The sequence below is a fragment of the Roseinatronobacter sp. NSM genome (genome assembly GCF_052379845.1).
Classification (GTDB): Bacteria; Pseudomonadota; Alphaproteobacteria; order Rhodobacterales; family Rhodobacteraceae; genus Roseinatronobacter.
This window is the reverse complement of the sequence record NZ_JBQTCF010000008.1, coordinates 14448-28715: the sequence shown is the minus strand read 5'-3', so window position 1 is coordinate 28715 and position 14268 is coordinate 14448. Positions and strand designations below refer to the sequence as shown.

At 60.9% G+C, this 14268-nt stretch carries 11 protein-coding genes; 2 read left to right on the top strand and 9 right to left on the bottom strand.

The window, feature by feature from the left end; translation table 11 throughout:
• Window positions 1-2: 2 nt before the first annotated feature.
• From puhB to bchF, 9 genes are all read right to left on the bottom strand, one after another.
• Entirely contained in the window at window positions 3-647 is a 645-nt protein-coding gene (gene puhB / locus ACTZWY_RS06055; protein ID WP_444789797.1) for a photosynthetic complex putative assembly protein PuhB, read from the bottom strand.
• Between the two features lie 42 nt (window positions 648-689).
• Window positions 690-1484 (bottom strand): photosynthetic reaction center subunit H, encoded by a 795-nt coding sequence (gene puhA, locus ACTZWY_RS06050; RefSeq protein WP_444789796.1) that lies wholly within the window; start codon window positions 1482-1484, stop codon window positions 690-692.
• 18 nt (window positions 1485-1502) lie between these two features.
• Entirely contained in the window at window positions 1503-2939 is a 1437-nt protein-coding gene (locus ACTZWY_RS06045; RefSeq protein WP_444789795.1) for a PucC family protein, read from the bottom strand.
• Window positions 2936-3613, bottom strand: a complete 678-nt coding sequence (gene bchM / locus ACTZWY_RS06040; RefSeq protein ID WP_444789794.1) for a magnesium protoporphyrin IX methyltransferase — start codon at window positions 3611-3613, stop codon at window positions 2936-2938. The genes ACTZWY_RS06045 and bchM overlap by 4 nt, the downstream gene beginning before the upstream one ends.
• Window positions 3613-4509, bottom strand: a complete 897-nt coding sequence (bchL, locus tag ACTZWY_RS06035; protein ID WP_444789793.1) for a ferredoxin:protochlorophyllide reductase (ATP-dependent) iron-sulfur ATP-binding protein — start codon at window positions 4507-4509, stop codon at window positions 3613-3615. The genes bchM and bchL overlap by 1 nt, the downstream gene beginning before the upstream one ends.
• 109 nt (window positions 4510-4618) lie before the next feature.
• Window positions 4619-8170 (bottom strand): magnesium chelatase subunit H, encoded by a 3552-nt coding sequence (locus ACTZWY_RS06030; RefSeq protein ID WP_444789792.1) that lies wholly within the window; start codon window positions 8168-8170, stop codon window positions 4619-4621.
• Complete coding sequence (bchB, locus tag ACTZWY_RS06025) at window positions 8160-9722, bottom strand: ferredoxin:protochlorophyllide reductase (ATP-dependent) subunit B (RefSeq protein WP_444789791.1); 1563 nt, start codon at window positions 9720-9722, stop codon at window positions 8160-8162. The genes ACTZWY_RS06030 and bchB overlap by 11 nt, the downstream gene beginning before the upstream one ends.
• 46 nt (window positions 9723-9768) lie before the next feature.
• Window positions 9769-11049, bottom strand: coding sequence for a ferredoxin:protochlorophyllide reductase (ATP-dependent) subunit N (locus ACTZWY_RS06020; protein WP_444789790.1), 1281 nt, complete (start codon window positions 11047-11049; stop codon window positions 9769-9771).
• Complete coding sequence (gene bchF / locus ACTZWY_RS06015) at window positions 11049-11516, bottom strand: 2-vinyl bacteriochlorophyllide hydratase (RefSeq protein ID WP_444789789.1); 468 nt, start codon at window positions 11514-11516, stop codon at window positions 11049-11051. Before bchF ends, ACTZWY_RS06020 begins: the two co-directional genes overlap by 1 nt.
• 334 nt (window positions 11517-11850) lie before the next feature.
• Here bchF and ACTZWY_RS06010 point away from each other — a divergent pair, with 334 nt between their 5' ends.
• Together ACTZWY_RS06010 and ppsR are read left to right on the top strand one after the other, a co-directional pair.
• Window positions 11851-12651, top strand: a complete 801-nt coding sequence (locus ACTZWY_RS06010; protein WP_444789788.1) for a cobalamin-dependent protein — start codon at window positions 11851-11853, stop codon at window positions 12649-12651.
• Window positions 12652-12714: 63 nt separating this feature from the next.
• Window positions 12715-14142, top strand: coding sequence for a transcriptional regulator PpsR (ppsR, locus tag ACTZWY_RS06005; RefSeq protein WP_444789787.1), 1428 nt, complete (start codon window positions 12715-12717; stop codon window positions 14140-14142).
• Window positions 14143-14268: the final 126 nt, after the last annotated feature.

The window sequence follows — 14268 nt, the reverse complement described above, 5'->3', positions numbered from 1 at the left end:
GCTCATTCAGCCGCGACAAGGTTGCCGGTGGGGGCAGGGGCGGTGCGGCGTTCCACGACGGGTTGGGACACGCGCGCTTCTGCGGCGTCGGCCAGCAGCTTGGCCACGCGCGCGGCATCGGGAATGCAGCGCAAGGCGGGCTTGGTCACACGCACATGACCGGGGCGGCAATGGGGCCACAGCACCAGATAGGAAAATTTCGTGTCCCCCAGTGTTTCCAGCGCGACAGTTCCCGTGCCGGATTTGCGCAAATCCAGATTGGCCTGTGCCACCTGACGAAACGGCAGGTTCAGCGTGACAGTCAGCGCCGCGCCAATGCGCATGGCCACGCGCGCGGTGGTGATGGTGTAGACCGTGCTGCGCGCCTGCACCACGGCCAGCGTCAGCACCACAGCAACCGCGAGCGCCCATAACAGCGCATAGGGCAGGCCGAAGGCAAACGCCCCCGCCGCCCCCGCATCGGCTGCGCCGACACCTGCGCGCCACACCACAATCAGCGCGAAATAGGCATTGATCCAGTTCAGCTTATAGGCTTCGCGCGCCAGCGCGAATGTGTCGGGCCGGCCCTGCCACAGTATGTGTTCATGTGCCGGGGGCCGTTCTGGCAGGCCCTTCACGGGTTCAAAGGCGAAATCATCATGTGACATATGGCCGGTTCCTTGTTTTTATGGGGTGTCTGTGCCGCGCCCTTATGCGGGCTGCGCCAGAATTTTCTTGACCGCCGACCATTGCGACACGCGCTTGTCATTGGTGTAAAGATAGCCGCCCGCAACAAAGCCGGAAATCTTGTCTTCTTCCAGTTTGGTGATCTGCGCGTCTGATGCGATGACGGGAATATCCTTGAAACTCTCGGAATCCAGCGCATTGACGACAACGCGGTTTTGCTTGATGCGCACCATTGGCATCGGCACCAGCCGCTTGCCGCCATCATGCAGGGTCACTTCCAGATAGCGCACCATCTGTTCGGGCACATCTACCCACATGTCGCTCACATTGCCCGGTGACTGCATGTCATGGCACATGACCTTCAGCCCGCGCGGGTCGCGCCCTGCGGCAACTGCAAAATCGCCGACCTTGACCATGGGCTGGATCTTGGCGTGGCCGTGGCCATCCAGTTCGGGTTCATCGCGGCGCATGGCATAGGCTGCGGGGCCAACACCATCGGTCAATGCGTTGCCGGTGGGCGCAAACGGAAACCCGCCTGACATGGCCGTGGGCGCCAGCGCCAGTTCGCGCGTTTCGCGTTCGGCATTGGGCGCATCATAGGTGCCACGCCCATGGGGCAAGTTAAATGTCTTTGGCTCGGGCACGGACAGCAACGAATTGGCATGGCTGCCGTCATCATTTTCCAGCGGGTAGCCTTCGCGCATATTCTCGCGCTGAATGTAGTAGATCAGCCCGGCAAAGAAGATCCAGAACATGTAAAGTGATACAAGCGCCAGATCAAAATTGCCGAAGAATATCCAGCCATAAGGGGTATCCATAAGTTATCCTCCGATATGTCAGGTCGGGAAATCGGCAAGGCCGATCCGCGAGCTGCGGGTTTGGGATGTGTCAAGAATCCGGGTGCGCACCAACGGCCCCAGAATGACAAGCGTCAGAAAAAGCAGTCCAATTTCGATGTGGTAGACGACTGAATAGCCAATATCGGGCGTCATCAGGCCCGTGCCCAGATGTCCCGCATTGGCCAGCGCCTGAACACTGTCACGAATGCCGCCCCCAAGCGCCACGGCCAGCCCGGCCGCTGTGGCCTGTGCTGCGCCCCATGCGCCAAGCGCCAGCCCGCCGCCGACAACCCCGCGTTTGGGCATGTCCATCGCGGCGGTCAGGGTCGCAACCGCAAACAGCCCCATGCCCAGACCAATGCCAAAGGCGCCGACGTAAAATACCCCGCCAGACCCAAGCGGGGCTGCAAAAATAACCGCCGAAAACGCGACGATTCCAATCAGAATACCGCGCGCGGCCATACGAAAATGGTCGGTGCCCTGTCCCAACCAGCGCGCCGCCAGCCAGAACCCCGCCAGCGCGCCACAGGCCCACACAGCGGTCAGCGTGGTGGTCGCGGCAACTGACAGGCCCATGATTTCGCCACCATAAGGTTCCAGCAGCACATCTTGCATATTGAAGGCCAGCCCGCCCACAAACACCACCGCCAGCAAACGCCCGGCCTGCCCGCCGCCCATGTAATCGGCCCATGCCTCGCGGAAACTGGGGCGGGGGGCGGCGCGTTCTTCGCGCGTCATGGGGCGGACTTTTTCCTGTTTCCACAGCGCGACGATGTTCAGCGCCAGCGTTGCCACCGCACAGCCCTGCACCACCTGAATTAACTGCAATTCGCTGAAATCACGCAACAGCCAACCCACGACCAGCGCAGAAACCGCCATACCTGCAAGGAATGTCACATACAAAAGCGCCACCACACGCGGGCGCGTTTGCGCATCCGCACGGTCTGCGGCCAGGGCAATGCCCGCTGTCTGGGTCATATGCAGGCCCAGACCTGTCATCAGGAACGCCAATGCCGCCAGCACCTCGCCTGCGAAGGGCACGTCATGCACATTGTCGCCCGACAGGACAATCAGCGCAAATGGCATGACTGCCAGCCCGCCGAATTGCCACAATGTCCCGAACCACAGAAACGGAATGCGCTTCCACCCTATGGCCGATCGGTATGTGTCGGACTTGAACCCCAGCAGCGCCCGGAACGGCGCAATCAGCACCGGCAGCGCAATCATGATGGCCACAATACTGGCCGCCAGCGACATTTCCACGATCATCACGCGGTTTAACGTGCCCAGCAACAGCACCGTTGCCATACCGACCGACACCTGAAACAGGCTTAGCCGCAGGATCTGGCGCAGCGGCAACCCCTCGGACGCGGCATCGGCAAAGGGCAGCCAATTGGCGTTCAGGGTGCGGAACATGGATTTGGGAATGATCATGCCGCCACCTTCAAACATTCCGAGATATAGAAGCCCCGCGATACCCGCCCGACCCGTGACAATCCCGCCACGTTCATGCGCCGCCAGTCATGCGGTATCATGCTGGGGGACCTGTCGGCGCGCGGCATCATCTGGCCGGCATGCCACATGGCCATCAGAAGCGGCGTGCGCGGCGCGACAGTAAACACCACCGACCCCGCCCGCGCCGACAAATTGTCCAGCGCGGCTTCAAGATCGCGGCGCGTGTAATAAATCAGGCTGTCCATGGCGATAACATGGTCAAACCGCCCCAGATCAGGCGCCAGCATGTCGCCTGCGCGAAAATCCACTTGTCCTGCCATCCCCTCGGGCAGGCGCGCGCGCGCAATCTTGACCAGCTTTGGCGAAATATCAATCGCCGTGACCTGCGCCCCGCGCGCGGCCAGTTCCGCGCTGGCTGTCCCTGTGCCACAGCCCGCATCCAGCACCCGCGCGCCCCGAAGGTCGCTGGGCAGCTGCGCCAGCATCAGCGCGCGCATGGTATCGCGCCCCTCGCGCACAGTCTGGCGAATGCGCGACACCGGCGCATCCGATGTCAGCCGCTCCCAAACGCGGGTCGCGGTCGCGTCAAAATAATGCGCAACCCGCGTGCGCGTGACCTCATAGCTGGACGGGGGCGGGGTCAGATCGCGCATCAGTCAAATCCCAGCAACTCGAATATATCGCGGTCGGGCATGGGGTCGGGGCTCAGCGCATCAGTGCCAGTATACAGCGCATGCGCCAGCCGCAAATATTCAGCGCGACAGGCCAGAACATCCTCGTCAGGGTCCATTTCAAACAGGGTTTTCTTCTTCAGACGGCTTCTGCGGATGGCATCAATATCAGGCATATGGCCAATGCGCTTGAACCCCACGCGGTCGCAAAAACGGTCCACCTCATCGGTGTCGCGCGACCGGTTGGCAATGCAGCCCGCCAGCCGCACCTTGTAATTGGCTGATTTAGCCTGCACCGCTGCAATGATGCGGTTCATCGCATAGATGCTGTCAAAATCATTGGCGGTCACAATCACGGCCTTGTCGGCATGTTGCAGGGGGGCTGCAAACCCGCCACAGACAACATCGCCCAACACATCAAAAATCACCACATCGGTTTCTTCCAGCAAATGATGCTGCTTCAGCAATTTGACCGTTTGGCCCACAACATAGCCGCCGCAGCCTGTGCCAGCAGGTGGCCCGCCCGCTTCCACACACATCACCCCGCCCCAGCCTTCGGTGACGAAATCCTCGGCGCGCAATTCCTCGGGGTGGAAATCCACCTCTTTCAGAATATCAATGACCGTGGGCTGCAACCGCCCCGTCAGGGTGAAAGTGCTGTCATGCTTGGGGTCGCAGCCAATCTGCAAAACCCGCTTGCCCATGGATGCAAACGCCGCAGACAGGTTGGAACTGGTGGTTGATTTGCCAATCCCGCCCTTGCCATAGACGGAAAACACCATCGCACCTTCAATGCGGGCCGCCTCGTCCTGGTGCACCTGCACCGAACCTTCACCGTCCAGCCCTCTCAACTGTGGTATGTCATCTCTGGGGCTCATGGGGTTATTCCTTCATTCTGGTAAAAATATCCCGGGGGGTGGCGGCGCAGCCGCCGGGGGGCTGGCCCCCCTGTGCCCGTTGCGGGAATGGCGATGCGGGTGGGGGTGCTCATTCTGCGGCAATCCCTTCCACGCGGTCCTCAATCTCATCTGCAGCATCATGCAGCGCAGCCAGCGTGGCGGCGTCAGGCTGCCAATAATCGCGTTCGCTGGCTTCTATCAGACGGCCCGCCAGTCGCGCGCTGGCTTGCGGGTTCATCTTGGCCAGTCGCCTGCGCATCACCTCATCCAGAACGAATGTCTCGGACAGGCGCTGATACACCCACGGCTCCACTGTGCCTGTGGTGGCCGACCAGCCCAATGTGTTGGTCACATGCGCTTCGATCTGGCGCACGCCTTCGGATTTATGCACCAAAAGCGCCTCATAGAATTTCGGGTTCAGGCTGCGTGAGCGGGTTTCCAGCGCGATCTGGTCGCGCAGGCTGCGCACCTTGCCGCTGCCTTTGGTCTGGTCGCCAATATAGACGGGCGTATCGGCCCCGCCGCGCGCACGTTTGATGGCGCGTGCTATGCCGCCCAGGGTGTCGAAATAATGGTCCACACTGGTGACGCCCAGTTCAACGGATTCAAGGTTCTGATAGGCCAGATCGACGGTTTTCAACGTGGCTTTCAACAATTCCGGTTGCGCGGCAGCCTTGCCATTTATGCCGTAAGCGAAGCCCTTGCGCGCCTGATAGGCATCGGCCAATTCGTCTTCGTGGCCGAAGGCGGAACTGTCCACAAGCTGGTTGACATTGGACCCATAGGCCCCTTCGGCATTGGAAAACACGCGCAACGCGGCGGTTTCCATATCAATGCCCAGTTCGGCCGCTGTGGCGCGGGCATTGGCGCGGATGAAATTCTGCGCGTCATGCTCATCGGCCATGGCCGCTTTCAGCGCCGCTTCGGCCAGCAGGCGGGTTTGCAGCGGCAGCAGGTCGCGGAAAATGCCCGAAAGCGTCATTACCACGTCAATGCGCGGGCGTCCCAGTTCCGACAGCGGAATCAGGTCGGCGCCCGACAGGCGGCCATAGGCATCAAAGCGCGGGCGCGCGCCCATCAGCGCAAGCGCCTGTGCAATTGGCCCGCCATCGGATTTTATATTGTCCGACCCCCACAGCACCATTGCCACCGAACGCGGCATACTGCGATGGGCATCAATCAGCTTTTGCGCCTGAATGGCCCCTTCGCGCAGCGCAAAGGCCGTGGGCATGCGGAACGGGTCAAAGGCGTGGATATTGCGCCCTGTGGGCACGATCTGGGGCGCGCGGATCAGGTCCCCACCGGGAACAGGCGCAATATAGCCCGCGCCAAGCGCGTGCAGCAGGCCGCGCATTTCGTGATCGCCCGCAAGATGGGCATCCATCTGGGCGCGGGTGGCGTCATCGGCATCGACCATGGCCAGCAGGCGGGCACGGGCAGGGGCGTCCAGCGCGCGGCCCATGATGTGCAGCCCTTCGGGGATCAAGGCATCCTCGACTTCCAGCAGCTTCAGCCACAGCGCTTCGGGCGGCCCGCTCAGGTCCAGTGCTGCGGCTTGCTCGGAAATCAGCGCGTTCAGGTCATGGCGGTCGTCCGCTTCGGTGGCGCGCCAGCGGTGCAGGCTGTCTTTCAGGTCTTGCAGCCCTTTATACAGGCCGGCTGCAGCAACCGGGGGCGTCAGATGGGTGATTGTCACGGCCCCCGAACGACGCTTGGCCAGACTGGCTTCGGACGGGTTGTTTGCGGCATACAGATAGATGTTGGGCAGGTTGCCAATCAGCCGGTCCGGCCAGCAGGTGCGCGCCATACCGGCCTGTTTGCCGGGCATGAATTCCAGCGCGCCATGCATCCCGAAATGCAACACCGCATCAGCGTTGAACTGGTTGCGCAGCCACAGATAGAAGGTTGCAAAGGCATGTGTCGGTGCAAACCCCTTCTCGAACAGCAGGCGCATGGGGTCGCCTTCATAGCCAAAGACGGGCTGAACCCCGACAAAGACATTGCCGAATTGCGCGCCCAGCACAAAGACATTGCGCCCATCGGATTGCGCGCGTCCGGGTGCAGGGCCCCAGACGGCCTCAATCTCGGGCAGCCACGGGGTGTTTGCCACAATCTGGTCCGCGCTTACATGGGCGCATACATTCGCAGGCTGGCCATAGCGTTGCGCGTTGCCCTCCAGAACCATGGCGCGCAGCGCGTCCACGCTTTCGGGCGGTGTCAGGTCATAGCCGTCGCGGGCCATGGCGTGCAAGGTGTTGAACAGGCTCTCAAATACCGACAGATAGGCCGCCGTGCCCACAGCGCCCGCATTGGGCGGGAACCCATACAGCACAATCGCCACCTTGCGCTTTGCAACGTCGCTGCGGCGCAGGCGCACCATGCGCGCGGTTTTGTCTGCCAGCGCGGCAATGCGTTCGGGGCAGGGGGCCATTGCCTTGGCGGTGGTGGCTGCCATGGGCAGGCAACCGGGTTTGCACCCGGTGCACCCGTCCGGGCCATGGCGTCCGGCAAATACGGTGGGGCAGGTCGCGCCGTCAATTTCCGGCAGCGCAATCAGCATGGTGGTTTCCACCGGACCAAGGCCCCCGCCAGAGGACGCCCATTGACCAAGTGTCTGGAATTCCAGTGGATGGGCGACCATATAGGGCACATCCAGCGCCTTGAGCACCGAGACAGCGGCGGGGCTGTCATTATAGGCAGGCCCCCCGACAAGGCTGAAACCGGTGAGGGACAAGAGGGTGTCAATGCGCCCTTGATGGAATGCCTCGATCGCGGGGCGCCCGTCCAGCCCGCCCGCAAAAGCGGCAATGACATTGAGCCCCTGCGCTTCCAACGCGCGAATCACAGCGTCATAATGCGCTGTGTCCGACGCCAGAATATAGGACCGCATCAGCAACAGCCCGACCGTGCCGCGCGCATCCTTGCGGTGGGGCAGGGTGGCGGGGTCGGTGGTCATGCGTTCGGGCAGATCGGGATGATACAGGCCCAGTTCAGGGTAATCGACAGGCGCTTTTGCAGTAATGCCCGACCATTCCGGCCGCGCGGCATAGCGCGAGATCAGAAAACGCATCATTGATTCAATGTTGTCGTCAGACCCGCCCAGCCAGTATTGCATGGATAAAAACCACGCGCGCAGGTCCTGCGCCTTGCCGGGGATGAAGCGCAGGATTTTGGGCAACCGGCGCAGCAGGGTCATCTGCCGCTCGCCCGAAGCGGGTTTTCCCTTGTCACCGCCGCCGCGCAGCTTTTTCATGATCCTGGCCAGACCTGTGGCGGGTTTGGCCATGTCCAGATCGCCCATTTTCGTGAGTTTCACAATCTGGGGGTCGGCGATGACGCCGACAAACGCATCGCAGCGCGCGCGCGCGGCCTGAAGTTCGGGCAGGCAGGCGGTGACGTGTTCTTCGATGAACAGCAGGTTTGCCACGACAATATCGGCAGCGTTTATTGCAGCTTTCGCACGCGCCAGCGCGTCAGGGTCTTCGGCCCATTCGGCAGCGGCGTGAATGGAGATTTCCAGCCCCGGAAAATCCTGCCGCAGTTTTGGCAGCACACGTTCGGCCGGGCCAGCGGCATGGGCGTCAAGCGTGACGATGACGAAGCGGTAGGGGGGCGGTTGGATATGGCGACTATCGAGCATAATGTGCCTTCGCCTCGTATAGGGTGTCCACAGAGATTTCGCGCAGACCCTTTTCAAACGCGAAGCTTTCGGTGTTGCGCCGCGCCTTGCCGCGCACGAAGAAGGGAATTTTTTTCAGTTCCCGTTCGGCGCAGGACAGCCAGACGATATTTTCCAGCGAGGGGGGGGCGGATGGCGGGGGCATCGAGCCCCCTTCATCCGCGGCCGCAGGGGCGGCGGGCGTGCTGTGGGGCAAGGGTTGCGCCTTGGCCCCGTGGTGGGACGGCCCTGCCGCATCGTGGAATTCGAAATCATCGCGGAACATGTGCAGCAGATGTTCTTCCAGCCCCATGACCAGCGGGTGAACCCAGGTGTCGAACAAGACATTCGCGCCTTCAAACCCCATTTGCGGGGAATAGCGGGCGGGGAAATCCTGCACATGGACAGGCGCGGAAATGACCGCGCAGGGAATGCCAAGGCGCTTGCCGATATGGCGTTCCATCTGGGTGCCAAGGATCATTTCGGGGGCGGCGGCCTCGATCGCGGCCTCGACTTCCAGATAATCATCGGTGATCAGCGCGGTTAACCCGAATTCCTGGGCGAGGGCGCGCAGGGGGCGGGCCTGTTCGCGGTTGTAACACCCCATGCCGCAGACATCAAAACCCATTTCATCGCGGGCGACCCGTGCTGCAGCCATGACATGGGTGCCATCGCCAAACAAGAATACGCGTTTGCCGGTCAGGTAGGTTGAATCCACCGAGGCCGCCCACCAGGGCTGACGCAAGCGCGTTTCATCCACGGGCAGGGTTGCGCCTGACAGCGCGCGCAGTTCGTCAATGAAGGCGCGCGTTGCGCGGGTGCCGATGGGAATGGTTTTCGTATAGGGCTGGCCCAGTTCCTTTTCACACCAGCGCGCGGCGGATTCGGCTGTTTCGGGATAGAGCAGCACATTGAAATGTGCAGCCCCCATGCGGGCGATGTCGGCAGGGCTGGCCCCCATGGGCGCTGCCACATTCACCATGATGCCCATTTCCGACAAAAGGCCCGTGATTTCGGCCAGATCGTCGCGGTGCCGGAACCCCAGCGCCGTAGGCCCGAGGATGTTGCAGCTGACGCGCGCAGTGCGGGCCATGGGTTTGGCGAGGTGGCGGCAGAGTTGCAAGAAGGCCTCATCCGCGCCGAAATTTTCCTTGCGCTGGTAGCTGGGCAGGTCCAGCGCCACGACAGGGACCGGCAGGCCCATGGTTTCGGCCAGACCGCCCGGATCATCCTGGATGAGTTCGGCGGTGCAGGATGCGGCCACCATGATGGCCTGTGGCCGGAACCTGTCATGGGCGTCCTGACAGGCGGATTTGAACAGACCTGCCGTGTCTGCGCCCAGATCGCGGGCCTGAAAGGTGGTATAGCTGACCGGCGGGCGATGGTTGCGCCGTTCGATCATGGTGAACAGCAAATCGGCATAAGTGTCGCCCTGCGGGGCATGCAAGACCATATGCAGCCCAGTCATGCCTGTGGCGACGCGCATTGCGCCGACATGGGGGGGGCCTTCATATGTCCAGACGGCAAGTTTCATGTCTGGTGTCCTGATATGAGTATTTTTGGCAAGATGAAGATCGGGGTCATTGCGCGGCCTCCAGAGAAGGGGGGTGCAGGATGGCATGGCGGCGCAGGGGGCGGGCAAACAGCGATGCCAGATCGCCGGCTTGTTCAAAGAAATGCACGGGCGTGAAGACCAGTTCGATTGCCCATTTGGTGGCCAGCCCTTCGGCTTCCAGCGGGTTGGCAAGGCCAAGGCCGCACACGGTCAGGTCGGGGCGGGCGGCGCGCACGCGGTCAAGCTGGCGGTCCACATCCTGCCCTTCGGACAGGGTGGGGCCAGCGGCAATCAGGTCCAGTTCGGGGCCGTGCAATTCGGCATGCAGATAAGGCGTGCCGATTTCCACCGCGATCATGCCGCATTCGCGGGTCAGAAAACGGGCCAGCGGCAGTTCCAGCTGGCTGTCGGGCATGAAGAATATGCGTTTGCCGCGCAAGGTTTCGGCGGCGGCGGCGATGGATTTTTCGGCGCGCGCGCGGGGGGCCGCGGTGACGCGCGCGACCACATCGGGCGCGATGCCGAATTCCGCCGCCACAGCGGACAGCCACAGCAGCGTTCCTTCTGCGCCGAAAGGGAAGGGGGCGGGGATGTGGCGCGCACCACGGCGCAGCAAGGCGGCATGGGTATCGCCCAGAAACGGTTGTGTCAGGGCGAATACGCTGTTGGGGCCGATGGCGGGCGTGTCATCGCTGCGCCGGGCAGGCAGGCAGCGCACCGGGGCAATGCCCATTTGCGCCAGCAGATCAAGCGCCTGATCTTCCACCACATCCGGCAGGGCGCCCACCAGAAGCAGTTCTTTTGCCTGCGTTTGTGGCAGGGTGGGCACCATGGACGCCAGGCAGGCATCTTCGCCTTGGGTGAAGGTGGTTTCAATGCCCGAGCCGGAGAAGTTCAGCACGCGCACATGGGGGGCGTGCTGCACGCTGAGGCGTTCGGCGGCGCGCGCAAGGTCGAGTTTGATCACCTCGGACGGGCAGGACCCCACCAGAAACAGCTGGCGGATGTCGGGGCGGCGCGCCAGCAGGCGGCCCACTTCGCGGTCCAGTTCTTCATTCGCGTCGGCCATACCGGCCAGATCTTTTTCTTCCAGAATGGCGGTGCCGAAACGGGGTTCGGCAAAGATCATCACGCCCGCTGCCGATTGCAGCAAATGCGCGCAGGTGCGCGAGCCTATGACCAGAAAGAACGCATCCTGCATTTTGCGGTGCAGCCAGATGATACCGGTCAGGCCGCAAAACACTTCGCGTTGGCCGCGTTCTTTCAGCACAGGGGCGGAGCTGCAGGTGGTCGGGTGCGCGGTCATCAGCAGGCCCCCAATCGTGCGACCCGCAATTTCCACAGGAATTGCGCAGCATTCACGGCATAGGCCACATAGGCCACAAGTGCGAGGATCATCAGCTGGTCTGGGTGCATGCTGCCGGCCAGCAGCGCGACCAGATACAAGCTGTGCAGGGCGATGACTGCGAAACTGACCATATCTTCCCAGAAGAAGGCATCGGCCAGCAAATATTGCCCGAACACTTCTTTTTCCCAGATAGCACCCGTGACCATGATGGCATAAAGCGCGCCGGTTTTGACGACGACAGACAGGGTCGCGGCAAGGTATCCTTCGCCTGTAACCAGATAGCGCACGACCAAAACAACCGAAATCAGGCATATGACAAACTGCACCGGCGCAAGAACGCCCTGCACAATTGTCCAGCGGGAGGCATCGCGCCGGGCGCGTTGTTCAGGCGTGTAAAGTTGCCTGTCACCAGCTTCCCGCGTCATGATTGCATCCTTTGTTTGATTCCCATGTGAAATCTTAACGTGATCGCCGATTATGTGTCAATTAAAACTTACACATTGTTGCACATGTTAGGTTACACCCAGATTCTGGCTGATTGTTGAAAGTGTTTGTAAGTAATTGAAACAAAATAAAAATTAATCAACCCGTCCAGGGCGGGCCTGTGGCGGGCACTTGATGTAAGTTTAATTTGACAATTTGCCCGGTAGCTGTGAGACTGGATCTGCTTATTTGTCGACATTCAGGACCATTGCTTTTGGTGCGTCGCCGGGGGACGGGCTTGTGCATGTGGTTTTGGAATCTGCCGGGAGGGCAGAGATGGAAGGACTTCGCTTAGCGCATTTCGAGGATATGACTTCGGGACAGGCGGTGGTGCGCCAGTTTGCCCTGCGGGTGGTGTCCGAGCTGGTGCAGAAAACCGGCGTGGAATCCGGGGAGCCGGACCGCGATTTGCTGAACCTGATGGTCCGGCTGTCCAAAAGTGCCGATCCCGGCATGTTCACAGCCGTATATGACGAGATGAAACGCAGGCGTATTTCCGCAGAGCAGATTGTCGACATATACCTGCCCGCCGCCATATCCAAATTGGGCAACAGCTGGCATGAGGGCGAGCTGGACATTTTTCAGGCGACATTGGCCATGGCGCGCCTGCAATCATTGTTGCGCGAAATTGCACTGGCGTGGTTTGCGGACCGGGCCGGGGATTGCCATGACGGGCGTGTGTTTCTGGTTCTGCCATCGGGGGAACAGCACAGTCTGGGCGCGATGGTCGCGGCCAACCAGATGCGCCGATTGGGAATTTCGGTGCGCGTCAGTTTGCTGCCCACAGCGCGTTCGATCGAAGAAGAGCTGTCAGAACACAGGTTTCATGCCGTCTTCATTTCGGCATCAAACCGGTCATCGCTGGCCCCCAGTGTCGAACTTGTGAAAACGATTCGGGCGTATGCCGGGCAGGATTTGCCAGTGGCATTGGGGGGCGCGCTGGTGACTTTGCTGCAAAAAGACATGAGCTTGAAGCACATTGCTGCAATGGTTGGCGCAAATATAGCCACCACACAGATATCAGAGGCTTTAACTTTCTGTGGTTTGGCCATAAATCACAATAAGAATGTCGGATAACTAATAAAAAATTGTATCCGTGCTAACTTGGACAGCCGGATACCAGGAAGGAGCAGGTTTACTGTGTCAAATGATGGCGCCAGATTCCTTGAAAGTGGCTCGGTGCCCGTGTTCGGCGGGGATTTTTTTTCCGCTGTCCTGACCAGTCTTGCCGATATATCCTTCCTTATCTCTGATGAAGCTATTGTGAAGGTGGTTCATGTCAAGGCCGATGCCGCAAGTTTTGACGGGGCGTCGCGCTGGGTGGGGCAGGATTTTGTCAGGCTGCTGGACCCCGAAAGCGTTCCGAAATTTCAGGAACGACTGGCAGACCTGATTGGCCGCGCCCGCAAGGGCGAAGCGGTGCCATCGCGCTGGGTGGAATTGGTGCATCTGGTCAAGCCCGGCCAGAGTGTTCCCGTGCGCTATGTCATGCACTGGATTGAGGAAAGCGGCGAAATCCTGCTGCTGGGCACCGACCAGCGCCCCGTTCTGGAAATGCAGCAAATGTTGCTGAACGCCCAGATCGCGCTGGAGCGTGATTACGAAGCGCAGCGCGAAATCGACACGCGCTACCGCTTGCTGATGGATTTCACCACTGATGCAGTGGTGCTGGTTTCGGCCATGTCAGGGCAGATTGTGGACATAAACCACAATGCCGCGTCCTTGCTGGGACGCGCGCGCGCAGATCTTATCAAGCGGCCCTTTTCCGACCAGTTTGTTGGGCGCGGCAAGGATGAATTGATGGCCGCGCTTGATATTCCGTCCTCGATGGAGGCATCGCCCGCCATAGAGGTTGAGGTGAAGGCAGAATCGCGCCGCCTGTTGCTGACGCCCAAGATTTTCCGCGCCGCAGGTGAGCAACTGGCCATGGTGCGCCTGAGCGACGTTGCGCAAGGGTCATCTGCAGATGGGCGGCTGCTGACGAACCTGCGTCAGTTGTTCCATCGCGGCGTGGATGCGATTGTGTTCACCGACAAGGAAGGTTTGATCCTTGCGGCCAGCGAAACATTCCTGAACCTGACCGACGCGCCGGGCCTTACGGCCGTGCGTGGGCGGTCGATGGCGGATTTCCTAAGCCGGGGTATGGTGGACCTGAAGGTGTTGCTGGACAATGCCCGCCGCGCAGGCCAGCTGCGCATGTATTCCACCAAGTTGAAGACGGATTTTGACGCGCGCGTGACGGTCGAAATCTCGGCAACATGGCTGGATGACCGCGTTGATCCGGTTCTGGCGTTGATCATCCGCAATGCGTCCAATGCGGCGGCACTGCGCGCAGATAACGCAACCCCCGAAGCGAATATGCGCGGCGTCATGGAACTTGTCGGGTCGTCGACCCTGAAGGACATTGTGTCAGAAACCACCAATGTCATTGAAAAAATCTGTATCGAAACCGCGATTGAGCTGACACGCAACAACCGCGTGGCCGCTGCTGAAATGCTGGGCCTGTCGCGCCAGTCGCTATATGTGAAGCTGCGCAAATACGGCATCCTTAGCCGCGATGAGGGGTAGCAGGGCCGGTGCCTGCGCGCCTTGGCCCGGCAGCTGCGTTCCCGCAGGCCCGCGAAATTCGCGGGTTTTTTTCATTCCTGATTGATCTATGTCAATATAAATAGACGCAAACACTGTCAACCTAGG